At 64.7% G+C, this 26,751-nt stretch carries 28 protein-coding genes and 2 pseudogenes; 19 read left to right on the forward strand and 11 right to left on the reverse strand.

Features of this window, described 5'->3' with window-relative positions; all coding sequences use genetic code 11:
• Nucleotides 1-122 precede the first annotated feature (122 nt).
• From AB0O71_RS01180 to AB0O71_RS01190, 3 genes are all read left to right on the forward strand, one after another.
• Entirely contained in the window at nt 123-419 is a 297-nt protein-coding gene (locus tag AB0O71_RS01180) for a hypothetical protein (RefSeq protein ID WP_363740969.1), read from the forward strand.
• 185 nt (nt 420-604) lie between these two features.
• A complete protein-coding gene (locus AB0O71_RS01185) occupies nt 605-1,741 on the forward strand; it encodes a folate-binding protein (protein WP_363740971.1) in 1,137 nt (378 codons plus the stop codon).
• A gap of 43 nt (nt 1,742-1,784) precedes the next feature.
• A complete protein-coding gene (locus AB0O71_RS01190) occupies nt 1,785-2,531 on the forward strand; it encodes a phosphoglyceromutase (protein WP_363740974.1) in 747 nt (248 codons plus the stop codon).
• 84 nt (nt 2,532-2,615) lie between these two features.
• Here AB0O71_RS01190 and AB0O71_RS01195 read toward each other — a convergent pair whose 3' ends face one another.
• The gene (locus AB0O71_RS01195) at nt 2,616-2,813 is read right to left on the reverse strand and encodes a DUF3073 domain-containing protein (RefSeq protein WP_090146959.1); all 198 of its coding nucleotides are present in this window, start codon (nt 2,811-2,813) and stop codon (nt 2,616-2,618) included.
• Nucleotides 2,814-2,942: 129 nt separating this feature from the next.
• Here AB0O71_RS01195 and AB0O71_RS01200 point away from each other — a divergent pair, with 129 nt between their 5' ends.
• Nucleotides 2,943-3,572, forward strand: a complete 630-nt coding sequence (locus AB0O71_RS01200; RefSeq protein ID WP_363740977.1) for a hypothetical protein — start codon at nt 2,943-2,945, stop codon at nt 3,570-3,572.
• 37 nt (nt 3,573-3,609) lie between these two features.
• Here AB0O71_RS01200 and AB0O71_RS01205 read toward each other — a convergent pair whose 3' ends face one another.
• Nucleotides 3,610-4,914 carry a DUF445 family protein gene (locus tag AB0O71_RS01205; RefSeq protein WP_363740979.1) on the reverse strand — a complete coding sequence of 435 codons (1,305 nt, stop codon included), beginning with the start codon at nt 4,912-4,914 and terminating at the stop codon, nt 3,610-3,612.
• Between the two features lie 82 nt (nt 4,915-4,996).
• On the opposite strand from AB0O71_RS01205, the gene AB0O71_RS01210 reads away from it, so the two are divergent.
• The 5 genes from AB0O71_RS01210 (at nt 4,997) to AB0O71_RS01230 (ending at nt 14,902) form a co-directional block, all read left to right on the forward strand.
• Nucleotides 4,997-9,043 (forward strand): efflux RND transporter permease subunit, encoded by a 4,047-nt coding sequence (locus tag AB0O71_RS01210; protein ID WP_363740981.1) that lies wholly within the window; start codon nt 4,997-4,999, stop codon nt 9,041-9,043.
• 2 nt (nt 9,044-9,045) lie between these two features.
• Nucleotides 9,046-10,632: a DEAD/DEAH box helicase gene (locus AB0O71_RS01215; protein ID WP_363740983.1), complete on the forward strand. Its 1,587-nt coding sequence runs from the start codon at nt 9,046-9,048 to the stop codon at nt 10,630-10,632.
• Nucleotides 10,633-10,829: 197 nt separating this feature from the next.
• Nucleotides 10,830-12,920 carry an acyl-CoA dehydrogenase gene (locus AB0O71_RS01220; RefSeq protein WP_363740985.1) on the forward strand — a complete coding sequence of 697 codons (2,091 nt, stop codon included), beginning with the start codon at nt 10,830-10,832 and terminating at the stop codon, nt 12,918-12,920.
• A gap of 77 nt (nt 12,921-12,997) precedes the next feature.
• Nucleotides 12,998-13,975, forward strand: a complete 978-nt coding sequence (gene pip / locus AB0O71_RS01225) for a prolyl aminopeptidase (protein ID WP_363740987.1) — start codon at nt 12,998-13,000, stop codon at nt 13,973-13,975.
• Between the two features lie 9 nt (nt 13,976-13,984).
• The gene (locus AB0O71_RS01230) at nt 13,985-14,902 is read left to right on the forward strand and encodes a glutaminase (RefSeq protein ID WP_363740989.1); all 918 of its coding nucleotides are present in this window, start codon (nt 13,985-13,987) and stop codon (nt 14,900-14,902) included.
• Here the strand turns inward: AB0O71_RS01230 and AB0O71_RS01235 are convergent.
• From AB0O71_RS01235 to AB0O71_RS01250, 4 genes are all read right to left on the reverse strand, one after another.
• Nucleotides 14,899-15,546 (reverse strand): hypothetical protein, encoded by a 648-nt coding sequence (locus AB0O71_RS01235; protein WP_363740991.1) that lies wholly within the window; start codon nt 15,544-15,546, stop codon nt 14,899-14,901. The genes AB0O71_RS01230 and AB0O71_RS01235 overlap by 4 nt on opposite strands.
• A 17-nt stretch (nt 15,547-15,563) precedes the next feature.
• Nucleotides 15,564-15,770 carry a hypothetical protein gene (locus AB0O71_RS01240; protein ID WP_363740993.1) on the reverse strand — a complete coding sequence of 69 codons (207 nt, stop codon included), beginning with the start codon at nt 15,768-15,770 and terminating at the stop codon, nt 15,564-15,566.
• Between the two features lie 276 nt (nt 15,771-16,046).
• The gene (locus AB0O71_RS01245) at nt 16,047-16,535 is read right to left on the reverse strand and encodes a tyrosine-type recombinase/integrase (RefSeq protein ID WP_363740995.1); all 489 of its coding nucleotides are present in this window, start codon (nt 16,533-16,535) and stop codon (nt 16,047-16,049) included.
• A gap of 116 nt (nt 16,536-16,651) precedes the next feature.
• Nucleotides 16,652-17,287 carry a hypothetical protein gene (locus AB0O71_RS01250; protein ID WP_363740997.1) on the reverse strand — a complete coding sequence of 212 codons (636 nt, stop codon included), beginning with the start codon at nt 17,285-17,287 and terminating at the stop codon, nt 16,652-16,654.
• Nucleotides 17,288-17,431: 144 nt separating this feature from the next.
• Here AB0O71_RS01250 and AB0O71_RS01255 point away from each other — a divergent pair.
• From AB0O71_RS01255 to AB0O71_RS01280, 6 genes and pseudogenes are all read left to right on the forward strand, one after another.
• A pseudogene (locus AB0O71_RS01255) lies at nt 17,432-17,521 on the forward strand (DUF2510 domain-containing protein); the annotation flags it as partial.
• A gap of 39 nt (nt 17,522-17,560) precedes the next feature.
• Nucleotides 17,561-18,313 carry a hypothetical protein gene (locus AB0O71_RS01260; protein ID WP_363742142.1) on the forward strand — a complete coding sequence of 251 codons (753 nt, stop codon included), beginning with the start codon at nt 17,561-17,563 and terminating at the stop codon, nt 18,311-18,313.
• Between the two features lie 101 nt (nt 18,314-18,414).
• Nucleotides 18,415-18,852 carry a hypothetical protein gene (locus tag AB0O71_RS01265; RefSeq protein ID WP_363740999.1) on the forward strand — a complete coding sequence of 146 codons (438 nt, stop codon included), beginning with the start codon at nt 18,415-18,417 and terminating at the stop codon, nt 18,850-18,852.
• Between the two features lie 115 nt (nt 18,853-18,967).
• A complete protein-coding gene (locus AB0O71_RS01270; protein WP_363741001.1) occupies nt 18,968-19,216 on the forward strand; it encodes a hypothetical protein in 249 nt (82 codons plus the stop codon).
• Between the two features lie 168 nt (nt 19,217-19,384).
• On the forward strand, nt 19,385-19,894 hold the full coding sequence (locus AB0O71_RS01275) for a DUF1643 domain-containing protein (protein ID WP_363741003.1): 510 nt from the start codon (nt 19,385-19,387) through the stop codon (nt 19,892-19,894).
• A 271-nt stretch (nt 19,895-20,165) separates the two neighbouring features.
• A complete protein-coding gene (locus AB0O71_RS01280; protein ID WP_363741005.1) occupies nt 20,166-21,056 on the forward strand; it encodes a neutral zinc metallopeptidase in 891 nt (296 codons plus the stop codon).
• An 11-nt stretch (nt 21,057-21,067) separates the two neighbouring features.
• Here the strand turns inward: AB0O71_RS01280 and AB0O71_RS01285 are convergent, their stop codons facing one another.
• From AB0O71_RS01285 to AB0O71_RS01295, 3 genes are read right to left on the reverse strand one after another with little or no spacing between them, the layout of a single operon-like run.
• Nucleotides 21,068-21,964: a LysR substrate-binding domain-containing protein gene (locus AB0O71_RS01285; RefSeq protein WP_363741008.1), complete on the reverse strand. Its 897-nt coding sequence runs from the start codon at nt 21,962-21,964 to the stop codon at nt 21,068-21,070.
• Complete coding sequence (locus AB0O71_RS01290; protein WP_363741011.1) at nt 21,961-22,356, reverse strand: MGMT family protein; 396 nt, start codon at nt 22,354-22,356, stop codon at nt 21,961-21,963. Before AB0O71_RS01290 ends, AB0O71_RS01285 begins: the two co-directional genes overlap by 4 nt.
• Nucleotides 22,357-22,399: 43 nt before the next feature.
• Nucleotides 22,400-23,119 (reverse strand): VIT1/CCC1 transporter family protein, encoded by a 720-nt coding sequence (locus AB0O71_RS01295; protein ID WP_363741015.1) that lies wholly within the window; start codon nt 23,117-23,119, stop codon nt 22,400-22,402.
• A gap of 204 nt (nt 23,120-23,323) precedes the next feature.
• Between AB0O71_RS01295 and AB0O71_RS01300 the strand changes: the two genes are divergently transcribed.
• The 4 genes and pseudogenes from AB0O71_RS01300 to AB0O71_RS01315 form a co-directional block, all read left to right on the forward strand.
• Nucleotides 23,324-23,809: an SRPBCC family protein gene (locus tag AB0O71_RS01300; RefSeq protein ID WP_090147460.1), complete on the forward strand. Its 486-nt coding sequence runs from the start codon at nt 23,324-23,326 to the stop codon at nt 23,807-23,809.
• A gap of 39 nt (nt 23,810-23,848) precedes the next feature.
• A complete protein-coding gene (locus AB0O71_RS01305) occupies nt 23,849-24,307 on the forward strand; it encodes an ASCH domain-containing protein (RefSeq protein ID WP_363741018.1) in 459 nt (152 codons plus the stop codon).
• 101 nt (nt 24,308-24,408) lie between these two features.
• Nucleotides 24,409-25,041 carry a maleylpyruvate isomerase family mycothiol-dependent enzyme gene (locus tag AB0O71_RS01310; protein WP_363741020.1) on the forward strand — a complete coding sequence of 211 codons (633 nt, stop codon included), beginning with the start codon at nt 24,409-24,411 and terminating at the stop codon, nt 25,039-25,041.
• 72 nt (nt 25,042-25,113) lie between these two features.
• Nucleotides 25,114-25,350 (forward strand): annotated as a pseudogene (locus AB0O71_RS01315) (GNAT family N-acetyltransferase); the annotation flags it as partial.
• A gap of 24 nt (nt 25,351-25,374) precedes the next feature.
• On the opposite strand, the gene AB0O71_RS01320 reads toward AB0O71_RS01315, so the two are convergent.
• Nucleotides 25,375-25,761: a hypothetical protein gene (locus tag AB0O71_RS01320; RefSeq protein WP_363742145.1), complete on the reverse strand. Its 387-nt coding sequence runs from the start codon at nt 25,759-25,761 to the stop codon at nt 25,375-25,377.
• A gap of 319 nt (nt 25,762-26,080) precedes the next feature.
• Nucleotides 26,081-26,662, reverse strand: coding sequence for a hypothetical protein (locus AB0O71_RS01325; RefSeq protein ID WP_363741022.1), 582 nt, complete (start codon nt 26,660-26,662; stop codon nt 26,081-26,083).
• Nucleotides 26,663-26,751: the final 89 nt, after the last annotated feature.

Raw genomic sequence — 26,751 nt, forward strand, 5'->3', positions numbered from 1 at the left:
CGTCCCAATCCCTTCATCGTCTCGTGGCCTGCACCAAATAGTACTGTGCGGCCTGTTTCGCGGCCGTTTCGCGGGTGTTTCGAGCCAACTGGGAAATGCCCCGGGTGTGGGAGAATGGCGCAATGACCGAGACGCCCCCCGAAACCGCGGAGATGCCCGACGCGCACTCCTGGCACGTGCCGCGGCTGGTGCTCGCGTGGGTGGCCGCCGCGGCGATGGGAACGCTCGTCACGTTGCTCACCTCGCCGACGGATCGTTTCTCCTGGCTCGTGCTCGCAGTCGGGGTCGCCACGCTGATCACGTTCGCACTGCAGCTGGGAACAGCGCAGCGGGAGGGGTTCATCTCCCGTGTCTCGTTCAGCGTCGCGGGCTCGGTCGTCATCATCGCGATCATCGATGTCATCGGCCTGCTGCTGTAACGAGACGCGATACGAACGGCGATGTAGACTGTCGTCATGCTTCTTGCGCTCGAACTCTTCTACCTCGGACTCCTCGGTCTGGCCTCCCTCGCGATCGCGTGGGTCTCAGGCACTGTCATCTACAAGCTCTTCAAGGGTCAGCGCTGAGCGTTCTCGAGAACGCCGATGGCGAGCTCGGAATCGACATGAATCCCTTCTCCGAGTTGCCCGGCATCGTCCTGTCTGACGACGGCGTTGCGACGCACTACGGCGAGCCCCTGCTGGAGCAGCGCTCCCTTGAAGCGGGGGCGGCGATCGTCGACCTGTCGCATCACGGAGTGGTCGTGATCACTGGGCCGGATCGACTGAGCTGGTTGCACTCGATGACGAGTCAGCACCTGCTCGCGTTGCAGCCGGGTGAGAGCACGGAGACGCTGCTTCTCGACCCGAACGGGCGCATCGAACGCGCGGTGCGCGTCGCCGACGATGGAGAGCGCACCTGGTTGCTGGTCGACGCAGGCTCCGCGGCTCCACTCACTGCCTTCTTGACGCGGATGCGCTTCGCGCTGCGCGTCGAAGTCGAGGATCGCAGCGACAGCTACGCCGCAGTGCTCGCTTTCAGCGGTGTCGCCGGCGACGCCCTGCGAGCGCTCGATCCCGCAGTCGAATGGCGCGATCCCTGGTCTGCGGTGGCGCACGGCGGCGTGCAGTACGCCCGCACGGACACGGAGCACGCCGGCGCGCAGTGGTCGGCCACCCACTTCGTCTTCGCGCGCGAACGGATCTCCGCCGTGGTCGATCTCGTGCGCGCCGGGACCGTACGCGCAGCCGGAGTGCTCGCGCTCGACGCGCTCGAAGTACGCGCCTGGCGACCCTCGCAGGCCGGGGACGTCGACGAGCGCGCGATCCCGCACGAACTCGACTGGTTGCGCACCGCGGTCCACCTCGCCAAGGGGTGCTATCGCGGGCAGGAGACGGTTGCGAAGGTGCACAACCTCGGCCATCCGCCCCGTCGTCTCGCGCTGCTGCACCTCGACGGCACCGGCGGAGAACTTCCCGTCGCCGGTGCGCTGGTCTTCTCGGGAGCGGGGTCCGCAAGTGAACCAGGAGCCCGACCGGTCGGCCGCATCACTCGCGCGGCTCTGCACCACGAGTGGGGCGGGATCGCGCTCGCGCTGCTCAAGCGCTCCGTCGCTGAAGACGCCGAGCTCGAAGTGCGCGGCGGTGCCGAGGGCGACGACGCGCAGGCCGCACCGGGCGAGATCATCGCCGCCTCGCAAGAGGTGATCGTGCCGTCGAGCGCCGGGGCGGCTCGCGCGGTTCCGCGACTGAAGCGACTCTGAGCCGAGCAACGGGCTCGGCGGGACTCCCCATAGACTGGGAAGCATGACGAATACGTTGATCCTGCTCCGTCACGGGCAGAGCGAGTGGAACCAGAAGAACCTGTTCACCGGCTGGGTCGATGTGCGGCTCACCGATCAGGGACGCAGTGAAGCGACGCGCGGCGGCGAGCTGCTCGCCGAGGCCGGCCTGCTTCCCGATGTGCTCCACACCTCTGTGTTGAGCCGTGCGATCCAGACCGCGCACCTCGCGCTCGACAGCGCGGATCGGCTGTGGATCCCGGTGCGTCGTTCGTGGCGTCTCAACGAGCGTCACTATGGCGCCTTGCAGGGTCTCGACAAGGCGGAGACGCTCGAGAAGTACGGCGAGGAGCAGTTCATGGAGTGGCGGCGCTCCTTCGACACCCCGCCGCCCGTGCTCGACGACGCGAGCGAGTGGTCGCAGGCCGGCGATCCGCGGTACGCCGGCATCGATGGAGAGCAACCGCGCACCGAGTGCCTCGCCGATGTGATCGATCGCATGCTGCCCTACTGGGAGGGGAGCATTCTGCCCGACCTGAATGCGGGAAAGACCGTGCTCGTCACGGCGCACGGCAATTCGCTGCGCGCACTCGTGAAGCACCTGGACGGCATCTCGGATACGGACATCGCCGGGCTCAACATCCCGACTGGCATGCCGCTCGTCTATGAGATCGCCGCAGACGGAACTCCGACGGGCCCGGGTCGCTACCTCGATCCCGAGGCCGCGGCGGCGGGAGCTGCCGCCGTCGCCTCACAGGGCAAGGGCGCCTGACCGGCACCGAAGTGACGAGTAAGGGCCCCTCCAGCTGGAGGGGCCCTTACTCGTCACGCGGAAGCGCGCTGCGCGATCCGAGGATCAATCCTCGTCGTCGTCGTCCGCGTTGTACTTACTGGCATATTCCGCCCACGGGTCTTCCTCTCGCACTCGAGACGCCTCCGCGGCCTCGGCCGCTGAGAGTTCCTGTTGCAGCGCAGAGTAGTTCGTGTCGGGACTGAAATACTTCAGCTCCCTGGCGACCTTGGTGTGCTTTGCCTTCTGACGGCCGCGCCCCATGCGTGACCCCCTTACACAGTCGGGCCCCGCGAGATGTGATCCCCGAGGCAGATACCAGTTTATAGACGTATGGTGCAGATTCTAGCATGATGAACCTGCGCAACGAACGCAGGGCGTTAGCATGTGGACATGCCTTCGACGCGCGCACGCCCTTCCCGATTCGTGCTCGTCGCACTCCTCATCGTCGCTGCTCTGGTGCTCGTTGCCGCCGCGGCCGTGACGGTCCCGATCGTGCTGCACCGCAGCGCTGGCGGGTCGGGCCAAGAGATTCCGACGAGCATCGTGTCCGAGACCTCGGCGCTCGGCGCTGACGGTCGCACCAGAACCCTGCGAGCCGTCGACGCCGACGGGCCGGCGAAGCTCGATGCGATCAAGCCCGGAGACTCCCTTCGCATCGAGGGTTCCGGATTCGATGTCGGCATCGGCATATATGTTGCGGTGTGCGCGGTTCCGGCCTCTTCCGAGGTGAAGCCCGGCCCGTGCCTCGGCGGAATTCCCGAGGGCGCCGAGTCAGGCGCGGTCGACGACGCGCAGCTGACGAGCGCCTGGGTGACGAATGATTGGGCCTGGCGCAGTTTCGCGACGCACCAGTACTCGGATGCGTCGGAGGGGAGATTCGCGGTGACCCTCACCGTTCCCGAGCCGTCGAGTGACGGCCTCGACTGCCGGGAGGTGCAGTGCGCCGTCGCAACGCGAGCGGATCACACAGCCGGCGCCGACCGCGTGCAAGACATGCTCTTGCCCGTCGCCTACGGCTGACGACGCCGATCGCGCCGGTTGCGCCGATTGTGCCGGTTCAATGTGGGAGCCCGGCCACGGGCGCGATCACGAGCGTCGCGATGGCGTAGATCGCCAGACCCGCGAGCGAGCCGACCACGGTGCCGTTGATGCGGATGAACTGCAGATCCTTGCCCACCTGGAGCTCGATCTTCTCGGCCGCCTCCCGGGCGTCCCATCGTTGCACGGTCTCGGAGATGACGTTCGCGAGATCATGGCGATACGTGCGCACGAGGCGCTCGACCACCTCCATGACCCAGACGTCGATCTTGTACTGCAGCGTCGCGTCCTCCTGCAGTTTTCCGCCGAAGTCCTGCGCCGCCCGCACCATGCGGGTGCGCAGATCGCTCTCGGGGTTCTCGAGCATGTCGATGATCGCCGCTCGGGCCGCCTGCCAGGTGCTCTGCGCGAGCGCCCGGATGCGCGGGCTGTCGAAGACTCCGTGCTTGAACGCTTCGAGCTGCTCCTGCAGGCGCTCCTGCGTTTGCAGATCACCGGCGAGGTCGGAGAGCAGTTTGCCCATGGCGACGCGGAAGGGGTGATCGGGCTCGGCCGCGACGCTCTGCACGAAACGAACCGCCTCGGCATGCAAGCGGTGGTCGACGAACCGATCGACGATTCCCGGCATCCAGGAGGGGAGCCGCGACGATACGACGCGATCGAACGCGTCGGGGTGATCCACCAACCACCCCTCCAGGCGTTCGGCGGCGATGTCGAGCAACGCCTCATGGTGGCCGCCCGCGACGAACGATTCGGCGGCACGTCCCAGGAGCGGGCTCCAGTGCGGCTCGATCACGTGTCGTCGAACGAGCACTTCGACGAGCTCCTGAACATCGTCGTCGTCGAGTACGGCGAGCGTGCCGAGGCTCGCGCTTGCCGCCATGGCGCCGACCCGCTCCGCGTTGCGGCGATCCGAAAGCCATTCACCGGCCCGCCGTGCGCCGCTGATCTCGGAGAGCTTGTCGTGCACCACATCGTCCGCGAGAAAGTTCTCCTCCACGAAGGATCCCAGGCCTTCGCCGATGTCGTCCTTCTTCTGCGAGATGAGGTTGGTGTGGGGAATCTTGATGCCGAGCGGATGCCTGAACAGCGCGGTCACCGCGAACCAGTCGGCGAGAGCGCCGACCATGCCTCCCTCGCTCGCAGCGCGCACGAACCCCCATCCGGGGTAGCGCGACTGCAAGATGAAGGAGACGACGAAGAGCACGGCCATGGCGATGAGCAGGCCGATGGCGATCGCCTGCATGCGTCTGAGTTCGGAGAGTCGTTGGAAGTCGACGGGGGATACGGCACCGAGCGTTCGGCGGGTGCGGGGCTGCGGCATTCCAGTATTATCTCCCCTGCGGCGCGCGCGAGACCACAGGGGGCGGGCAAATCCGATCCTCCTGCATGGGATAATCGAGCCCATGCACCTCCTTACGGCGCTGAGCCTGAAGAACCGCGCGCTGATCGCGCTCGTCACGATCGTCGCGGCCGTGTTCGGGGTGATCGGAGTCGGCTCGCTGAAACAGGAGCTGATGCCGTCGGTGCAGTTCCCGACCATCGCGGTCGTGACGAGCTATCCCGGAGCATCGCCCGAGGTGGTGAACAACGACGTCTCGATGCCCATCGAGACCGCGCTCCGCGGGGTGCCGCAGCTCGAGACCTCATCGGCGACGTCGAGCACGGGCACATCGACCGTGCTCGCCGAATTCACGTACGGAGTCGATCTCGCCTCGACGGAGCAGAAGGTCGAGCGGGCGATCAGCCGCATCTCCCAGCTGCTGCCCGAAGCCGCGGACACGCAAGTGCTGTCGGGCACGATCGACGACTTCCCGGTGATTCAGATCGCGGTGACTCCGGCCGAGGGCGAAACGCTCGAATCGACCGCCGCTCTCGTCGATCGGGTCGCGATCCCCGATCTCTCAGACGTTGACGGGGTGCGCGATGCCCAGCTGAGCGGAGCACGGCCCGACCAGATCACGATCCAGCCGAACTTCGAGGCCCTCGCCGCGCAGGGGCTGAGTGCGCAGTCCATCACCGACACCCTGCAGCAGAGCGGGGTGCTGATCGCCGCGGGTTCGGTCACCGAAGGGGACCGCACCCTCGCCGTCCAGGCGGGAACCGAACTGCAATCCGCCGAGGAGATCGCAGCGCTCCCCATCCCCGTGAGCGCGGAGCAGCTCGCCGCGCAGCAGCAGGCACCTGACCTCCCCGGGCAGAACGAGTTCGAGGAGCCCTCTGCGGCTGCCCCGGTGACCATGGGCGCGGTCGCCGACGTTCGACTGGAGCCGGGCCCGGAGCAGAGCATTTCGCGCGTGGACGGTGCTCCGGCATTGACGATCGCCGTCACGAAGACGTCGGCGGCGAACACGGTCGACGTCTCGCACGCAGTGCAGGAGAAGCTCGACGAGCTCCAGGAACAGCTCGGTGGAGCGGAGCTGACCGTCATCTTCGACCAGGCCCCGTACGTCGAGGAGTCGATCGAGACGCTCACGACCGAGGGGCTTCTCGGGCTCGTATTCGCGGTGCTCGTGATCCTCGTCTTCCTGATGTCCATTCGTGCGACGCTCGTCACCGCGATCTCGATCCCGACCTCTGTGCTGCTCACGTTCGTCGGCTTGAACTTCGCGGACTATACGCTCAACCTGCTCACACTCGGCGCGCTGACGATCTCGATCGGCCGTGTCGTCGATGATTCGATCGTCGTGATCGAGAACATCAAGAGACACCTCACCGACAGCGGAGATCGTGCGGCCGTCATCATCCGGGCGGTACGAGAGGTCGCGGGCGCGATCACGGCATCCACGATCACGACCGTTGCCGTCTTCCTCCCGATGGCGTTCGTCGCGGGAATGGTGGGAGAGCTCTTCCGCCCGTTCGCATTCACGGTGACCATCGCTCTGGTCGCATCGCTCCTCGTATCGCTCACGATCGTGCCCGTGCTCGCGTACTGGTTCTTGCGCACGGGCCCATCCCGTCGACGACGCGGGTTCGTCACTGCCGGAAGCGGCGCCGAAGCAGCGCCTGAAAACTCGTCGAATCGCGATTCCGGCGAAGAGATCGACGCGCATCCGACCGCGCTGCAGCGCCGATACCGCCCCATCGTCGAGTGGACGCTGCGCCGTCCCGCGATCACGCTGCTCATCGCGGTCGTGGTCTTCGGCGGCACCATCGCAGCGAGCCCCTTCATGAAGACGAGCTTCCTCGGATCCGACGAGCAGAATTCGGTCGGACTCGTGCAGAATCTCGCAGCCGGTACCAGCCTCGACGCGCAGCTGACGCAGGCCGAGAGCGTGGAAGCCGCGCTGAACGATGTCGCTGCGATCGACAGCGTGCAGGTGACGATCGGCGGTTCCGGGGGCGCGGGAGCGCTCTTCGGGGGCGGCGGCGGCGACGGCACGGTGAACTACGCGATCACCACCGATCCCGATGCTGATCAGGCGCAGGTGCAAGACGACATTCGGGCCGCCGTCGATGAGCTCGACGATGCCGGCGAGTTCTCGCTCGGGCAGTCGGGCGGCGGAGTCACGTCGTCGAGCGCCATCGAGGTGAACGTGACGGCACCGGATCAGGGCACGCTCGCCCAGGCCAGCGAGGCCGTGGTGGCCGCCCTGCAAGAGGAGCCCAGCCTGCAGCAGGTGGAGAGCGATCTCGGGGAGTCGCGTGAATTCCTCCGCATCGCGGTGGATCGCACGCTCGCCGCCCAGGCCGGCCTTACCGAGGCGGGAGTCGCCGGCCAGGTGACTCAGCAGATGCAGCCCGCTCAGATCGGGCAGATCAGCATGGAGGCCGACACCGTCTCGGTCTACCTGCTCAATGCTGTGGCCCCAACCGACCAGGCCGGTGTCGCGGCCCTGACGATCCAGACCGCCGCCGGCCCGCAGCCGCTGAGCAGCCTGGCCGCGGTGGAGGTCGCCGACGGCCCGGTCACCGTGCGCACCGAGGATGGCGTGCGCTCGGTAACGGTGTCTGCATTGCCGAAGGGAGACGACCTCGGCACCGCGAGCACCGAGGTCACCGCCGCACTCGAGACGCTCGAGCTGCCCGCGGGAGCGAGCGCGAGCATCGGAGGCGTGCTGTCGCAGCAGGCCGACGCGTTCCAGCAGCTCGGGCTCGCACTGCTCGCGGCGATTCTCATCGTGTATGTGGTGATGGTGGCGACGTTCCGCAGCCTGCTGCAACCGCTCTTGCTGTTGATCTCGGTGCCGTTTGCGGCGACCGGAGCCATTCTGCTGCTCATCGTCACCGGCATCCCCTTGGGTGTGGCCTCGCTGATCGGCGTGCTCATGCTCATCGGCATCGTGGTGACCAACGCCATCGTGCTCATCGACCTGGTGAATCAGTATCGGATCCGTGGTGACGCGTTGCGCGACGCCGTGCTGCACGGATCGTTGCAGAGACTCCGTCCGATCGTGATGACCGCGCTGGCCACGATCCTCGCGCTGACGCCCATGGCGCTCGGTATCACCGGCAAGGGTGGCTTTATCTCGCAGCCGCTCGCGGTCGTGGTGATCGGTGGACTGCTGTCTTCGACGGTACTCACGCTCGTCGTGCTTCCCACGCTGTACTACCTGGTGGAGCGCCGCCGCGAGAGCGGACCGAAGCGCGGCGGCGCGCCGAGACGGCGTCGGAGCCCGAAGCTCAGTCCCGCGTCGGGAGCGGCCCTCGCTGGAGCTGGGGCTGGAATCGGCGCCGGCACCGGGGCGGCAATCGGAGCCGGGGCGACGGTCGCGGGAGGCGATGCAGAGCACGCCTCGCACGCTGCGCTCGGGGAATCCGACATTGCGCAGACCGAAGACGGTTCGGGTGATGTCCACGCACAGCATGCCGACCCCGTTTCCGTAGTGACGGCCCCGGTGCCCGCGGTGCGCGCCGCGCCGGAAGAGCTCGCGCAACCGGAGGAGCCCGCTGCGCCGGTTCGCTCCCCGATCGGGGAGCCCGTCGACGTCGCAGAGTCAGCGACTCCCGTGACGCTCGAGCCAGCGACGGTGAACGAGCCTATGGGTCCGTCGACGCAGCAGATGTCACTCGACCTCGATCATCTCGGCTTCACGGGCAATGACAACCCGCTGACCGACCTCGGTGAGACCGCATCGGCTGCGCACACTGCGGACGACGAGCGGGCCGATCCGGGTCCTTCCGTGAGCCCGCTGTTCGCCACGAGTGTGAGCGATGGCGCCACCAACGACGAGCCAGTGACAGCGTCCACGCAGATGTTCGAGCAACCCCAGGCGTTCGACACGCTCGAAGCATCAGAAGCGCCCGTTTCGCTCGAACCCCCGGTTGTCGACGATTCAGAGGCCGAGCCGAGTGAGCCGGCTCCGCCGATCACCGGCGAACTCGATTGGGAGCAGCTCATGTGGCAGGCCACTCAAGAGGTTGACGAGGCTGACGAGGCACTGGCCACGACACCCGACGAGAGCGACCGAACCGATACCCCGCCCAGGGGCGAATCAGGGGAGACCCGCTAGTCATGGCGCAGCGAAGACGCGGCGGCTTCAAGCCACCGGCCAATTACGACCCGAATCGCAAACCGAAGGGGGCCGGCGGCGCTCACGGGCGGCGCCGCGGTCAGGACGCCGCTCCGGAAGCGCGGGCGAAGCGCTCCGAGCAGAGCTCTGCAGATGGAGCGCGCTTGTACGCGTTCGGGCCCGACGGCGCTGAGACGACCGAGCCTCGAGCAGCCCGGAAGCAGCGGCCGTCTGAGCGTCGCCGCGATCCGCGTGACGCGCAACAGTCGTCGGCGCGGCGCACGCCTCCCGCTGCTGCTCCGTCGACGGGGGCCGCTTCATCGACACGGGCAACTCCTTCGCCGCAACGGCTCGAGGCGCGACGCACCACATCGGCTGACGTGGCTGGGCTTGCATTTGGGGACCTCGGGCTCGGAGGCAACCTCGTGCGGGTGCTGGGCGAATTGGGCGCTGACCGTCCGTTCCCGATTCAGGCTGCGACGATTCCCGACGCGATCGAGGGTCGCGACGTGCTCGGACGTGCGCGCACCGGCTCGGGCAAGACCATCGCGTTCGGCGCGGCCCTGGTTGAGCGCCTGCTGCGGCTGAAGGCCCAGGGCGCCTTCGCATCAGATCCGAAACCGGCGAAATCGCGGCAGCAGCGCGGAGTGCGCGACACGCGGAAATCGGCGCGAAAGCCGAAGGCGCTCATCCTCGCCCCGACGCGCGAGCTCGCGCTGCAGATCGATCGCACCGTGCAGCCGCTCGCCAGGTCGGTCGGCTTTTACACCGCCCAGTTCGTCGGCGGCGTGCCGGTCGATCCTCAGATCCACGCGCTGGAGCGGGGGGTCGATATCGTCATCGGAACACCGGGGCGCGTGCAAGATCTGGTCACGCGCCGGCGCCTCGACCTTCGCGAAGTGCTCGTGTCGGTGATCGATGAGGCCGACCACATGTGCGACCTCGGGTTCTTGGAGCCCGTGCAACAGGTGCTGCGGCACACCGCTCGTGGCGGCCAGCGCCTGCTGTTCTCGGCGACCCTCGATGCCTCGGTGTCTGCGCTGGTCGCAGAGTTTCTCGAGAAGCCTGCCGTGCACGAAGCGGAAGAAGCAGAGGCGATGCCCGTGGAGCACCGCGTGTTCGTGGTGAGGCGCGCGCAGAAAGACGAGGTGCTGACCGAACTGGCCTCAGCCCCCGGCCGCACCATGGTCTTCTGCCGCACGCGCGCGTATGCCGAGCAGACCGCGGAGATGCTCGCCGCGGCCGGCATCAGGGTGACCGCGCTTCACGGCAACCTGAGTCAGGCTCGACGCGAGCTCAATCTCGCGAAGTTCACGTCGGGAAAAGCGTCGGTGCTCGTCGCTACGGATGTCGCCGCGCGCGGCCTGCACATCGACGATGTCGACCTCGTGGTGCAGGCTGACCCGCCCGACGAATTCAAAACCTATTTGCATCGGGCGGGCCGAACGGGGCGCGCAGGCAAGGGCGGTCGGGTCGTGCTTATCGTCCCGCCGACGCGGCAGACGCGCACGCGCGAGATGCTCGATGAAGCGGATATTCGCGTGTCCTTCTTCGGAGAAATGGAGCCGGGGTCGGGGCGGCGTATCTGACGCGCGGTTGACGATATCGCCAGCTTGGATCGGCCGACTTTGGAGGTTGCGCACAAGAGGCACCTGCTCGGCCGCAGGATGAGTTTGTGGGTGCTCCGCGCATCGCTTGGCAGTGTCGGTGGTCGACTTTAGGCTGACAGCATCACCGGGGTGAGGCCGACAGGGCCGCCCCAGCCTGTCATTTTGAAGGAGTTCCGATGGCCGAACGCAGCTCGTCCTCCCAGCCCCGAATCGACACTGCGGTCGTGAGCGACGCGCTGCTCGGCAAATGGAAAGCCGAGCGTTTGGAGTCGCGCAGGCTCGCATCCGATCCGCGGCTCCACACGATCCCCGGGCAGTCCATGGACGACCACCGCCAGCGCGCGCTCGAACAGTTGAGCATCCTCGTTGAGGCGGGAGCGATCCAGCGCGCGTTTCCATCCTCCGTCGGGGGCAGCGACAACCACGGTGGCAATATCGCGGCGTTCCAAGAACTGGTGCTCGCCGACCCTTCCTTGCAGATCAAGAGCGGCGTGCAGTGGGGCCTCTTCGGTGCGGCGATTCTCCATCTCGGCACGGCGAAGCATCACGAGCAGTGGCTGCCCGATGTGATCAACCTGCAGACGCCGGGCGCTTTCGCAATGACCGAGATCGGGCACGGCTCCGATGTCGCGTCGATCGGCACCTCAGCGACCTACGATCCAGCAACCGAAGAGTTCGAGATCCACACCCCGTTCGCCGGGGCGTGGAAAGATTACCTCGGCAACGCCGCGCTGCACGGCCGAGCCGCAGTGGTCTTCGCGCAGCTCATCACTCGCGGGGTGAACCACGGAGTGCACGCATTCTATGTGCCGATCCGCACCGCTGACGGGGAGATGCTGCCCGGCGTCGGCAGCGAAGACGACGGGGTCAAGGGCGGCCTGAATGGCATCGACAACGGTCGTCTGCATTTCACTCATGTGCGCGTACCGCGTGAAAACCTGCTCAACCGTTACGGCGATGTCGCGCCCGATGGCACGTACTCATCGGAGATCGAGAGCCCGGGGCGTCGCTTTTTCACGATGATCGGCACGCTCGTGCAGGGCCGCGTCTCGCTCGACGGGTCGGCCGTGCGCGCCATGCAGGCGGCACTCGGCATCGCGATTCGCTACGGCAGCGAGCGCCGCCAGTTCCCGGGCGCTTCCGGCCGCGAGACCGTGCTGCTCGACTACGGTCTGCACCAGCGCCGCCTGATTCCACGCCTCGCCCAGACCTACGCCATGCAGTTCGCCGACGAACGCCTGTTGACCGTCTTCGACGAGGTTTTCTCGGGCGCGAAAGACACCGACGAGAACCGGGAAGATCTCGAGACCCTGGCCGCTGCCTTCAAACCGCTGTCTACCTGGGCCGCGCTCGACACGCTGCAAGAAGCTCGAGAGGCATGCGGCGGCGCCGGCTTCATCGCGAAGAACCGCATCGTCGGCCTGCGAGCCGACCTCGACATCTATGTCACGTTCGAGGGCGACAACAACGTGCTGCTGCAGCTCGTCGGCAAACGTCTGCTCACCGACTACGCCGCGCAGTTCAAGAATGCGGATCGAGCGACGCTCGCGCGCGCTGCTGCAAGTCAGATCGGGGATCGCGTCAGCCGGTTCGGGCTGAGGCGCGTCGGGCAGAGTATCGCCGATTTCGGTCAGGTCGCTCGCTCGGTCGAGAGCATGCGCGCGCCCGACGCGCAGCGAGAACTGCTCGCGGACCGCGTGCAGACGATGGTCGGGGAGATCGCGCTCGCACTGCGCGAAGCGACGAAGGGGATTCCGAAAGAAGAGACGCGAGCGCGTGCGATCGCCAACGAAAACGCGTTCAACGCGCAGCAGTACAAGCTCATCGAGGCCGCCCGCGCACATGGTGAGCTCCTGCAGTGGGAAGCATTCACCGATGCACTCGAGAAGATCTCAGACCAGGGGTCGCGGCAGGTGCTGACCTGGTTGAGAGACCTGTTCGGCCTCGGCATCATCGAGCGCAACGCGGCGTGGTACCTCACGGCTGGGCGCATGTCGCCGCATCGTGCGGAAGCGGTCACGGCATATGTTGACCGTCTGATCAATCGGCTTCGCCCCCACGCGCTCGATCTGATCGAACCATTCGGACTCACCCCGGAGCTGCTGCGCGCAGAGATCGCGACGGGAATCGAAGCGGAGCGGCAACAGGAAGCGCACGACTATGTGGAGGCGCAGCGGGCCGCAGGCACGTGGCCGGTCCATGAGAAGGAACTGCGTAGACAGCAGCAGGCGGCTGAACGTCAGAGTCGCCAGGCGAAGGCCAGCTGACCGCGGCGTCGCGGCCACGCAGTGCTACACAACCGGAAGCGAGTTCACGCACATCCGTTGCTCGTTAGTGTGGAGACATGACCGAAGCGACGCGTGACCTGTACCCGACCATCGAACCGTACGCTCACGGGATGCTCGACGTCGGCGACGGGCATTCGATCTACTGGGAGACGTGCGGCAACCCGGATGGCAAGCCTGTCGTATTTCTGCACGGCGGACCGGGAGGGGGATGCGCCCCGGATCACCGCCGATTCTTCGACCCCGAGCGCTACCGCATCGTGCTGTTCGACCAGCGCGGGTGCGGCCGGAGTGTGCCGCACGCGAGCGCGCCCGACGCCGACTTGTCGGCGAACACCACCTGGCATCTCGTCGCCGATATCGAGCGGCTTCGGGAGTCGCTCGGCGTTGATCGCTGGCAGGTCTTCGGCGGCTCATGGGGGTCGACGCTTGCGCTCGCGTATGCCCAGACGCACTCCGATCGCGTGACCGAGCTCGTGCTGCGCGGCATCTTCACGCTGCGCGCGAGCGAGATTCGTTGGTTTTACCAGGAGGGCGCCTCGCACCTCTTCCCCGACGTGTGGGAGGAGTACCTGTCGGTGATCCCCGAGGATGAGCGCAATGATCTCGTCGCGGCATACCATCGGCGATTGTTCGACGAGGATCCGGCGGTGCACGTGCCCGCCGGTGTCGCATGGACGGTGTGGGAGAACTCGACCATCCGGTTGATCCCCGATGTCGCGAGCATTGAGGAGGTACGCGCAGATCCCGCCAGCGCGGTCGCGTTCGCGCGGATCGAGAACCACTACTTCTCGAATGCGGGATGGTTGGACGAGGGCCAGCTGATCCGCGATGCCGCAGCGAAGCTCGCTCATATTCCGGGCGTGATCGTGCAGGGCCGCTATGACGCCTGCACGCCCCCCGAGACTGCGTGGGATCTGCATCGGGCATGGCCGGAGGCACATTTCGAGATGATTCCCGATGCGGGTCACGCCGCGAGCGAGCCGGGAATCGTCGACGCGCTCGTGCGGGCGACCGACCGTTATGCGAGCGCCTGAGTGTCGCTGATGGCCATCAATCTCCAGGAACTCGTCGATGATGTGCACGAGGCCGTTCGGCCGCTGATCGGCTCGGGGAGCGTCGCGGATTACATTCCGCGCCTCGCTGCTGTCAATCCCGATCACTTCGGCATCTCGGTAATGATGACCGACGGCACCCAGGTCTCATCGGGCGACGCCGATGTCGAGTTCTCTATCCAGAGCATCTCGAAGGTCTTCTCGCTTGCGCTGGTGATGGCGGGCGACGGCGACGAGATCTGGCAGCGCGTGGACCGCGAGCCCTCGGGGGCGGCGTTCAACTCTCTGGCGCAACTCGAGTACAAGCGCGGAATTCCGCGCAATCCGTTCATGAACGCCGGCGCCCTGGTCGTCGCCGATCATCTGCTCTCACTGACGCCGGAAGCTGGGGATCCCGTGTTGGATTTCGTGCGCACGGAATCGGGCAACTCTGAGATCTCTATCGATGCGCTCACGACGGCATCAGAACTCGCCCACGCCGATCGCAACTCCTCGATCTCCCACCTGCTGCGCAGCTTCGGCAATCTCATCAATGACGTGGATGCGGTGCTCGATCGGTACGTGCGCCAATGCTCGATCTCGATGAGCTGCATCGACCTCGCGGCGGCCGGAGCGTTTCTCGCTCGACGCGGTGAGAGCGCCGACGGCCGACACCTGCTCAGCGGCAATCAGACGAAGCGGGTGAACGCCGTCATGCTCACATCAGGCTTCTACGATGCGGCCGGCGAGTTCGCCTATCGCGTCGGCCTGCCGGGGAAGTCGGGCGTCGGTGGCGGCATCCTCGCCATCGTTCCCGACGTGTGCTCGATCTGCGTGTGGGGCCCCGGCCTCGACTCGTCGGGCAACTCGCTGATCGGCATGGCTGCGCTCGACGAGCTCACCTCCCGCACCGGCTGGTCGATCTTCTAAGTTGCGGCCTGAAGCGACCTGAGCGCGGGCGCTCCAACGCCGCCGTCACTGCTCTGGGCGATTGAAACGACTAGCAGGTCATCGGTGAAGCCGTACCAGAGGAATCTCTGAGTGAGACCTGGATTGTCTTCCCACACGAACGTGGGTGATCCCGAGACTTCGGTCTCTGCGAACTCAGAAGCGCGGAGTTCAGCAAGGAACGCATCTCGCGCATCAGCCGGCAGCTCAGCGACCATCACCGGATTCACGCCGTCCGACTGCGGGATGCCCCACAGGCAGAACGATGTCTGTTCGGCCTGTGCGAGTGCTTCCCGGGCCGATGGGCCCACTGAGGTGAGTAAGGTGTCGCGGAACGAAGGGGCATCTGGCATGAAGACGTAGCTCGACCCCAGAGTCTCATGCGCCACGTCGAGGGGGACCAGCTGCTCGCACGCCGGAATCTCTACGGGAGTCGGCTCGGGCTCCGGTTGCAAGTCTTCCGTGGGCTCGGGCTCCGTGCTCGGCTCGTGAGACGGTTCCGGCTCACGAGATGACGAGGGCGACGGAGTGCGCTCGTCTGACGCGCCGGTCTCAGGCGCGCAAGCCGCGAGACCCAGCATCAGCATCGTCGCGGCTGCGAGACTCATCGCCGGTGACACTCTCATGCTCTTCTCCCGTCGAACTACTCGCCGGTGAGGGCTCGGCGAAGTTCGCCGACGGTGACGATATCGTTCTCCAGCGCTCGCACGTCCGCTTCCGACACCGACGGGTCGTGCTTCGCGCGGTCGATGCGCCGAAAGCTCTCCTCGATTTCAGCGTCGAGCCCGGCGGTCACCGATTGCTGTATCGCCCGCGGGAGGCGTCGGAAGTGTGCATTGTCGTTGGACATGATTTCAAGGGTAGGGGGAGCATGCGTGCAAGTGCTCCCGATTGCTTCGTCGCGTTCGTTCGGGTAAGTGGAGGAAGCAGTGCGGGGCTCGCGGGTGGCTCGCGCGGCGCTCCCCCCCCCCTCGCAGGGGAGGGACGCAACCGCCCGATTCGTTACTAGGATCGGCTACATACGACGATCGGTACTTTTGCGCGATTCGCGTTCGGTAACAGTCCCTCGCATCTCCAGGAGCAGCCTTGACGTTCAACGACAACGTCGAGAATAGGCCGCGATCCCTTACGCTGAGGTGATCTCCAAGTCCGCGGTCCGCAAGGAGTCCGCAGCAGCAGCGAGAGCGGTCCGTGCGATTGCCCCGACGGCAGCGCGGGTCTTGTCTTCGGCTGTCGGCCAGAGGTGGCTGTACGTGTTCAGGGTCGTCGTCGCCTTCGCATGCCCGAGCGCTTGCTGCACGGTCACGACGTCGCAGCCGTTCGCAATGAGACCCGAGGCGTAGAAGTGTCGGAGGTCGTGCAGCCGCACGCCGTCGACACTGGCCGCGGTGCGTGTCTTGGCCCACCAGTAGCCGACCTGTCCGCGGGTGGGCGGCTCGTTGGGTTTGCCGGGGAAGAGGTATCCAGGTTCTCCGAACGTGCCGATTTCGCCGAGATGAGTATTCATCAGCTCTAGGAGCTCGTCGGCGGCGTACACAATTCGCTCCGAGCCGTACTTTGGTGCCGCGACCTCGTAGCTGCCTTTCACAGTGCCCGGGCGCATCTGTCGTGACACGTGATCTGTCGCCGCAAGAAGTCGATGACGAGTGCCCCTCTCTAGCTTGATCACGAACGTCGCCTTTAGACGTTTGTGAAACAGCCGGGGAGGGGCACTATTCGTGTTTCGGGAGGCTACTCTTCCTTCTGCGCGGCGAGCTGCTCGTTTCGCTCCAGCATCTCCGCATGGATCTCGTCGAGGGCAGCTTCATAACCGACGCAAGAGCCTGTCGTGTCGGCGTCCAGTCCTAACTGGTAGCGAATTTCCTGTGCCGCAGTCTCCTGTTCGGCAGTAGGTACTGGATAGTTCACGTAGTACGCCTCTTCGAAGGTAGCTGCATTCATAACGGACTGATCGGCCGCGACTTCAGCCATAGATGAAGAGCGGATATGAATCAGCTGTTCACTCACCGGATCAGGCCAGCGGAAGTAGGGATCATCGATAATTTCGATCTGCATTCGTTTAAGGCGCACGGACTCGGCGCCCGCGGCTTTGAGAGCGTCGGCTGAGGGCGCTCCGCCTGCAAGAAATTCATCCTCTCCCGCCTGCACCGCTGCTCTGAAGTTCCCGATATTGACGTTCCCTTGACAAACGAGTTGCAGGTAACGCTCGGCAGCTTCTCCTTTCGTGAGCTCAATAGGGCCGGGATCGATAGAGGGGACGGCTTCTGCTGGCGCTTCTGCTGTGTTTTGCACAGGTTCTTGGGGTTCGGCGGTGCAACCGGTGAGCGCAAGGAGGAGCACCGCAGCGCTGACGACAAGTTTCTTCACAAGAGAATCATCGCAGCACTTGAGAGAGCTAGACAGGTGATTCCAAGGGTGATAAACGAGGTGGATTGGTCGAGCCGTGAAAACCGTATGACAGTCTTATTTGGTTTGGTGCAGCTCCGCACTGTTCGTGAGATCGGGATTCAGATGTCAAACGCTCCTGCAGGTTGGTACGACGATGGGTCTGGTCGTCAGCGATGGTGGGACGGAACTGCTTGGACGGATGCTTACGCGGCACCGCAGGCGGCTCTTGGCGCTCCGGCCGCTCCGAGGACCGTGCCGGTCGCCAACTCTTTGAAGGGTCTTGGCATTGCCGCACTAGTTGCCGGAATAGTTGCATTCCTGCTGGGCCTGGTTCCAGTGTTGGGGATTCTGCTCGGACTCGGTGCCGCGGCTGTTGCCGGGTTTGCCCTACTGAAGCGTGCGCAAAAGGGATTAGCCGTGACTGGCCTTGTGCTTGCCGGGTTGGCGACAATCGCTTCAATCAGCACGACTTCTTCGCTCTTTACAGGCGTCAGGCCCGTCGCTTCGGAATCGGTGTCCGTCCCGGATAAGCCGGTGGAGACGCCTGCCGCGAAGCCGACGACTACACCTGAACCCAAGGAATCGCCGAGAGTTTCTGAGGAGCCAGAGGAAGCGGAGAAGCCCGAAAAAACTCAGACGCCGGAGCCCACGAAGGAGGCAGAGATCCAGCCTGGGCTTACCGACGACGAGAAGTCAGCAATGCTCGATGAAGACTTGAAATTCGCGCTGTTCGTGGAGAGCAGTTATCAGGAACTCTTGGCTGTCGATTCGTCACTGTGGGGCGGCTATCTCGTCGGCGTCCGCGTAGAAGGCTCCGATGCGTACTTCACGCTGCAAGTTGACCGGAGTACCCCTGAAGGTAAGGATCTGGGGCAACGAGCTGCGCAGGCGCTCTCGACACTCCTCACGCAGGAAACGGTCGACGAACTTGGTATCTCATGGGTAATCGTCGAGGACGGTGCTGGGGTCGTGATTGACCAGAAGATGTCGTCGCCACTGATATAAGTTTCGCCCCCTGTGGTGTCCTTCGGGATGCTGCAGGGGGTTTTCGGCATTGTCGAACCGGGAAACGTTAGACGACCTATGGCGTGTGCCAGACTTTCCAAATGAGCGATCTCATTACACTTCTTACGGTTGCTGTCACCGGGGTTGTCGGAATCGTCGTTGCGCTAATACGCGATCGGGCAAACAGGGACGCTAGGGCAAAGATCGCTGTGGATCTAGAGATACTCGACAAGCTGGAAGTGCAGAGTGAAAGTCGAGAAGAGCTTAAGAAGTCGATCGATCGTCGCGTGTTGGAACTCGCCGGTGCCGGTGGAAAGACGCGCGACTTCTTCGGGATTTCTCTCGCCACCCTGTTCATAGGTTTGGGGGTCGCGATGCTCTATCTCGTCCAGTCTCTCGGGAACGGATACTGGATTTTCCTTCACTTACTTACGGCACTCTTTTTCCTCTTTGGAGTTGTGGGCCTTGGGGAATCAGTGAAGAAGACGCATCGTGACGAACGGGGAAGGAAAGTCACATTGCCGCCTCGTGGCGCCTGACGTTGAATCCTGCCAACGGAATAACCACCGGGTTATCGCAGAACGGGCTCGCCGGCGCATCAAGTGGATCAGAGCATCATCGATCGTGCATGTGCCTGCTAGGTAGCCTACCCCTATGGGTTTCCTTCTTTCGCGCTACTTTCGGCCCCGAAAAACTGCCGTGTGGCTTGCGTTCCAAGACGACAACGAGGTCGAGGAACTCATCGGTGTGTTCCGCACCCAGGAGGAGGCGTCTAAGTTCGCGGACAAGGTCGAACACGAGTACGAGAACGGTGTGCTCTATCGTTCGTACCGTTTCGGGTGGACCGGAGCGACCTCTGGGCAGTCGCGCTACTGGACGTTCTCGAAACCCGACGAAGCCTGAGGGGTCGGAGCCGGAATAGCGTTACATACTCCGTTTCTGACCCAACTCAATTCAGCAGGGTTTGGCGAACCTCAAAGACCTCGTGAACCGCGGCCCGTTCGTAAACATTCACTTTCGTTCCGGACGCGTGCGAGGTGCAACAATAGGGTCGTACGAAAGAGGAGCTTTATGGATCAGGGTTGGTTCTGGGAGCGCTCCGCTGACGGTGCAGCTCGGTTCGTTCTCGGTACCGTCGGTCAAAGACCGCTCGTGTGTTTTGGAGTCAACCCGAGCACCGCTATCCCTGGTGCGCCGGACCGGACCGTCAGCAGGGTTCAGGGGTTCGCTTTTGACAACGGCTATGACAGCTGGATCATGCTGAATGTGTACCCCCAGATCGCTACTGACCCCAATGACATGCACGCTGAGCAAGATGTCGAACTCTCTGCTGAGAATGAACGCCACATTATGGCAGTCCTGCGCGTCCAGCCCCCGACGCTGCTTGCGGCATGGGGAGGTCTGATCACGAAACGGCCGTACCTCCGAGCTGCGTTGCGCGACATCCTGAAGATCGCTGATAGTGCAGGAGGCTCCTGGTTATCAATCGGGAAAAGAGAAGCTGGCCAGCACCCGTTGCACCCGTTGTACCAGAGAGCTGTCACGCCGCTCGAGCCGTACGACCCGGCGATGTACAGTTAACGCCTTCGCCTGGTCGGCGCACCAGGCGAAGCACGGAGTCCACCGGTAGGAGGCGCATCCTTGCTACTCCACGCGGTGGTTGGCAGGACGGTATGCGAGACATGTCGCGTTTGAAACGCGGGATGAAAGGGGGCATTTGAAACGCGACCCCCAGTCCGCAAGGAGTCCGCAAAAGTTCCAATTCCTCACTATCATCAGCTACTAAGCGCTACCGGAACTTCCGCGTATTATCAACGCTCACTATCAATCCCGAACATGCACAGGAGCAGCCTTGACGTTCAACGACAACGTGCGCATCGACAACAGCAAGGCGAGAAAGCGCAGCGGTGCGCGCACCGGCGGAATGGTTGCCGGTGGCGGCATCGGCATCGCGCTCCTGCTCGCCCTCGGTTCGCAGTTGCTCGGGTTCGATCTCACGCCGTTCGCCCCAGCGGTGCAGCAGGCGGTCGGCGCGGGCACGACGTCTGAGCAGTCGGAAGCTGTGCTCGACGCGTGCAAGAACGGCGCCGACGCGAACACCGATGACGAGTGCCGCATGAACGCGACGGCCGATTCCCTCGATCGGTACTGGGCGGGCGAGGTGGGCAACTACCGATCACCCGGGCCGCTCGTGCTCTTCGACGGGCAGACCCAATCCGACTGCGGCGCCGCCTCTGCCGCGACGGGACCCTTCTACTGCCCGGCCGACGAAACCATCTACATCGATGTCGCCTTTTTCGACACCCTCTCGACCGAGTACGGTGCCTCCGACGGGTCGCTCGCACAGATGTACGTGCTGGCGCATGAGTGGGGGCATCACATCTCGAACCTCATCGGTTCGCTGCAGGGCGCCGGGCGCGAGAGCGGACCGACGTCGGGTTCCGTGCGCCTCGAACTGCAGGCCGATTGCTTTGCGGGTGCTTGGGTGCAGAGTGCTTCGACGATCACCGATGACCAGGGCGTCACGTTTCTGAAGCCCGTGACCCAGCGGCAGATCGATGATGCGCTGAGCGCCGCCGCCGCGGTCGGAGACGACCACATCATGGAGTCAGCAGGGGTCGACGTGAACCCGGAGCGCTTCACCCACGGCACGTCGGAGCAACGGCAACGCTGGTTCATGACGGGGTACGAAGAGGGACCTACGGCCTGCGGCACATTCGATGTGAACGCCTCCGAGCTGTAACGAACTCCGGATCAGCGGCGCTTGCGGCGCTTGGCCTGCCGCGCTTCCGCCTTCTTGCGCTCCGCCTTATCCTTCGCGGCCTGCAATTGCGCGCCTCGAGAGTTCGGCTTGAGCTTGGGCGCCTGCTTCTTCGGCTGGGTGTGCACCCGGGGGGCTCGGGCCGTGCTCTTCGCCTCCTCTTGGGCGGATTCCCGAGAACTGTTGGCGGTGCGCCCGCGCAAGATGCCGGCGAGGTGCTGCACCGTCGCGTCATCCCGGTCCACGTTCCACACCGCCCAGACGACCGGGCCGTCGAGCGGGCTCTCCCCGGGCTCCGGGCGAATGGGCAGCACGGTGTGCTCGCGCTTATTGATGAGATGCCGTGCGAGCGGCACAGGCAGGAGTATCGCGCCAGCGCCGGTCGCAACGAGCGAGAGCGCAGCGCGGGGGCCCTTGGGCATCCACTCCGGATCCTCCCACGGCTGCGGCGCCGGCCACGCCGGGAAATGGTCGGGGTGATCGAGCAGCGTGACGAACGCGATCTCAGCAAGGCTCACCGACTCCTGCTGCGCGAGCTCGTGGTCCACCGGCACCACCAAAGCCATCGACTCGGCATAGAGTCTGATTGCGCGACGCGGGCTGTCAACGCCCTCGGAGTTCGCCGGCCTTCCGTTGGGCGCCGTCCGTTCGATGAGCACGTCGCAGTTGGCAGCGGCGGCGACCGTCTCGCCGTTGCGCGCTTCGAGCGGAGAACCGAACGCGACCTCCAAGGGCACGAGCTCCAGCTTGCGCCCGGGTGTCGCAGCCTTCCAACGCCGCGCCCACTTACTCGGGGCGATGCCACGGGCAAACCCGAGACGGATCGGGGCGGGTGCAGCGTCGCGCTCTGCAGGCAAAGCCGATTCAGGTGCGGTCGTCGTGTCGCTCACAGCGCCACCTCTCCGTAGATGTCATGCGTATAAGGGAGGCGAGCCGCAGACAATGCGATCCGGTATCCCGCTGCAAGGGCCGCACGGCGAGTGACCTCCGCGCTCGCCGCCGCTGCCGTTCCGGCCCGCGGAGCGCCGGTCACCCGTATGGGCGTGCCCTCGTCGACGTAATGGGGCAGCGCGAGCGTCGCGTGGCCCTGCGGTGGGTTGCCGCTGGCGGGCACGACCCGCCACCATGGCGATCCGTGACCGTAGAGTGCCATGACTCGGCCGACGGCGCGAGGCGCCTCAGAACCAATCGCGATCCCGACATCGCCGTAGGTCATAACGCGACCGGAGGGAATGCGCGCGACGACGTCGAGCACCGCTTCGACGAATTCGGCGCTGGGCATGCGATAAGCCTACGCGCTCGGTCTCGCGCGTAGTGTCGCCGCACTACGCGACCGAGACGCCGAGCAAAGATCCGATGGTGTAGGTGGCTGCGACGGCGATACCCCCGAACAGCAGCTGGCGAGCGGCGCCCATGAGCCAATTGCGCTTCGTGATCCGTGCAGCCAAACCGCCGGCGATGAGCAATCCGACGCCGCCGAAGGCGAGTCCGAACCCGAGGGTGCCGAAGCCGAAGATGAACGGGAGGATCGGGATCAACGCGCCGACTCCGAACGCTGCCAATGATGAGAACGCCGCGACCCACGGAGACGGTTGCTCCTCCGGGCTGACGCCGAGTTCTGAGAGCAGGTGGACCCGCACGGCCTGGTCGGCGTTCGCGTGGACTTGCTCGGCAGCGGTCTCCGCGATCCTCGGCTCGACCCCGAGGTTCTCGAGCAGCGCCGTGAGCTCCGCCATCTCGCCTTCGGGGTTGCGCAGGTGCGCTTCTCGTTCGATGCGCACTTCGGCATCGAGCTGCTCGTTGGCGGTGCGCACGGACGTGTACTCGCCGAGCGCCATTGAGATCGCCCCGGCGATGAGCCCCGAGATGCCGGTGATCGCGACGATTCCCGGAGCAGCGCCTGCTGCGGCAATACCCGCGATGAGTCCCAGATTCGACACCAGACCGTCCATGGCGCCGAAGACGCTCGCGCGCAGCCAGCCCGAGGTGATGTCGGCGTGGCGGTGGTCGTAATCGTGCGGGTTCGCGATGTTGTAACCGCTCATGTGTGCTCCCCAGTCGTGCGGTGCGCGTTGGCGCACGAGCAGCAACCGTAGCAAGTTTCGCGTGATCGGGAGAAGCCCGGATCAGACCTCGAAACGGGGTGTGTCGGGAGTTCGGCGGGGCGAACTTTCTCGGCGGGTGCCGCCGCGGCTTAGGCTGTGCATGCGGGATGCTCGATTTCGCGCACGATGAGCCTGGAGGCCGACATGACCGAAGCAAGCGGACGCGTCGTCGCAACCGAACGCGGACGAGACCTGATCCTGGTGCGTTCGCTGTCGCTCAGCGACACCGAGGCTTGGGCCCACCTCACCGAATCCGAGCTGACGGAGACCTGGTTCGGCCCGTGGGAGGGTGACCGGCGGGTCGGCGGCACGGTGCGCGTGCGCATGCGGTTCGAAGATCACGAGCCCGAGATCACGATGAAGGTGCTCGCGTGCGAGGCTCCGCGCTTTCTCGCGCTCCTGTCCGATGAGGAGGTCGGCGCGTGGCGGCTCGAGCTGCACCTCGAGGCCGACGGAGACGACTGCCTGCTGACTTTCGTGCACCACCTCACCCCCGACGACGAGGTCGGCGAGATCGGGCCCGGGTGGGAGTACTACCTCGACCTGCTCGTCGCGTCCACCGAGGGCACCGAGCGCCCGGGATTCGACCAGTACTACCCCGAACTACGGGAGGCCTACCTGGCGATGTGATTCGCGCGGGACCAGACAGATCGAGATAGATTGCACAGCATGAGTGTGGATGCTGCAGTCGTTCGGTTCTGGGAGGAATGCCGCGCCGAGGACCCCGCATTGCCGGAGGCGCTCCCTGAGGTCTGGGCGTTCGGCGCGACGCCGGTGCACGCCGATGCGCTTCTCGAGCTCGTGCTCGCCGGCACGAAGACGGGCACCGCGTCCTCGCTCTGGGACTATGAAGCGAGCGGCGATCCGGTGCCAGCGGTCGGCGACTTCAGCATCATTCTCGACGAGGCCGGTGCGCCGCGAGCGGTGCTCGAGACGACGCGGATCGAGATCGTGCCGTTCTGCGAAGTGACGGCCGAGCATGCCCACTCCGAAGGGGAGGGTGACCGTACGCTGGCGGACTGGCGCGACACCCACGAGCGTTACTGGCGCCGATACTCGGAGAACGAGCGCGGTTTCGCGCGCGATATGCCGGTGATCTGCGAGCGCTTCAGGCTCGTTTTTCCGTAGTGAGGTGGCGGAGGCGGTGCAGTGCGTTGCGCGCTGCGCCGTGCCAGAATATGCTGCGGCGATCCTTCGGGGCGCGGCCGAAGAACCTCTGAAAGGTGCACATGCAACGCGAAGCGTATGAGAACCTCGTGCGGGCCGAGCGGGCCGGGCTGGAGCAGGCGCTCTGCGGGCTCGCGGATGCCCAGTGGCAGGCGACTTCGCTCTGCGACGGGTGGACGGTCGAGGAGGTCGTCGCGCACCTCACCGCGGCAGCGAGCACGGGAACCGCAGCGTGGCTGCTGAGCATCGTGCGCGCCGGGTTCGACCCGGCGAAGCACAACGACCGCATGATCGAGCGCTACCGCGGGTCGGATGCGATGGGAACGCTCGCCCGTTTTCGTGCGGCCGTACCGAGCCGGATCACCCCGTCTCGCGACTACGCAGCGTTTCTGGGTGAGGTCGTCGTGCACGGCCAAGACATCGCGCAGCCGCTCGGGCTGGCGCTCGATCCCGATCCGCGCAGCGTGCTGGAGATCGCCCGCTTCTTCTCGACGCGGGATTTTGCGGTGAACAGCAAGAAGATGGTGCGCGGCCTGACGCTCGAAGCGAGCGACGCCGACTTCCGCTCGGGGGAGGGGCCGTCCGTGCACGGGCCGATCCTCTCGCTCGTCATGGTGATGGCGGGGCGGCGCGCGTTCCTTCCGCATCTGTCGGGTGACGGGGCCGGTGAGCTCGCGGGCCGCCTGAGTGTCTGAGGGCTTCCGCGCCTGAGCGATTTCGTGTAACACGGAGATGCTTTCGCGGTCGACGAACTGCGAGGTCCGGGTGTGCGCCTGTGGGTTGCGCTGTCGGGCCGGAGCATCATCGGCACGGTCGCGCTCGCCGCAGCGGCTCCTGGCGTCGAGGAGCTGAAGAGCATGCGCACTGATCCTGCTCGTAGGGGCGAGGGGATCGGCGCTCGACTGCTGGAGTTCGCACTACGTGAGGCGCGTTCTCGCGGCACAGGACGAGTGATGCTGGAGACCGGCAGCTCTGACTACTTCGCCGCGGCGCGGTCGCTCTACCGCTCCGCCGGTGGGAAAAGTCAGTTATTCGGGTACTACTTGGAAAAATTGGGCTTCGGTGAAGGTTACGGTAGCACGGTCTCCGACCATGTCGTCGCCAATGCGCGACTTATTAAACGTCGATTCCTTTACGCCGGCGACGCCGAGGATGCACTCCATGTCATCGAATGAGATACCGACAGTTCCCTCGGCAGACCGTTCCTTGCCGCTGATCATGAACTGTGCTGAATCTCCGTCGTCCAGCTCGATCAGTTTGTCTTCTGGCAGGTCGCACTCCTGAAGAATCGACTCGAGCACCGAAGGTGGAGTGGTTGGCTCGGGAACCGTGCTCTCATCCTCGCCTGCTGAAGCACACCCGACCAGAAGTAGTGGGGCAATCGTCAATAGTGAGAACGTAGCGAATTTCCTCATGGCAGGAGCATAGCCGTTTTAGTGACCGACTCCTCGAAGTCTCATCGCCCGAACTCGTCGAGCCGTGCTCATTTGACCGCCCTCCTACCGACGCCATGGTTGCGCACCGTCGGATTCCATAGCATTGCATGGTCGTGTCTTGAACGCTTCTGTGTCGTGGCTCCGCGGACCTACGGTCTGAACGGTTCGATACGGTCGTTTGGTCACTGGGTCTACATTCCGCCGGTAGGCAACTTTTTCCATACGCTAAGTGATTCTTGTAGTTCATCCATCGTGACGCTATGGCGCAGTGGGCAATGTCGAATTAGGGGAATGGGAATTACCTCTGAGGAAAGGTGTCGAGAGCCTGCTGTACCGCGTATCTAACCTGTCTAGTTGGACTGGGCAGCCCGACAAGTTGCGCCTCGAGCGCTGGTTCGAAATTGATGGCTTGATCTAGCCAATCCGAGATCTCCGCAAACTGCCCCTGAGTCATAGTGCGCATCATAGAAGGCGCATTCGCATCAATAAGTGTGAGGTTCGCGAGATTGAACTTAAACACGCACCGCCAGGCAAATAAGAGATTGTAGACGAAATCAAAGCTCTCGTCTCTCGCGGCGTGAGTGGAGTGGTATGTCTGCTCCTTAATGAGCCTCTCTTCCGCCTCGGACCAGCCCCAAAATGCCATGCCGCAGACGTGATTCGGCAGATGACCCTGTTTGTCGATTTGACGGCTATCTAACAGTCGAAGCGCGTTGTTGTTTGCATCGCGATACTGCTCAGCTTTCTCCGTGGTGAACGGCGTGGAGAAGGGTGGAGCGCTCTGCGAAGCTCGGGTGAGGGCGGTATTGAAACCTTCGTTCCAAGGAATTGGAAACGTTCGCCAGGAGGAGTCCTGGATCAAGAATGCTGGAGTCGTCATGCGTGAATGTTATATGAGCAGCTACGATTCGCTAGTTGGCAAACTTTTGGGCAGCGCAACGACATTGGCATACGAGCACTCGTTACGCG

The sequence above is a fragment of the Leucobacter sp. NPDC077196 genome (genome assembly GCF_040687075.1).
Taxonomy (GTDB): domain Bacteria; phylum Actinomycetota; class Actinomycetes; order Actinomycetales; family Microbacteriaceae; genus Leucobacter.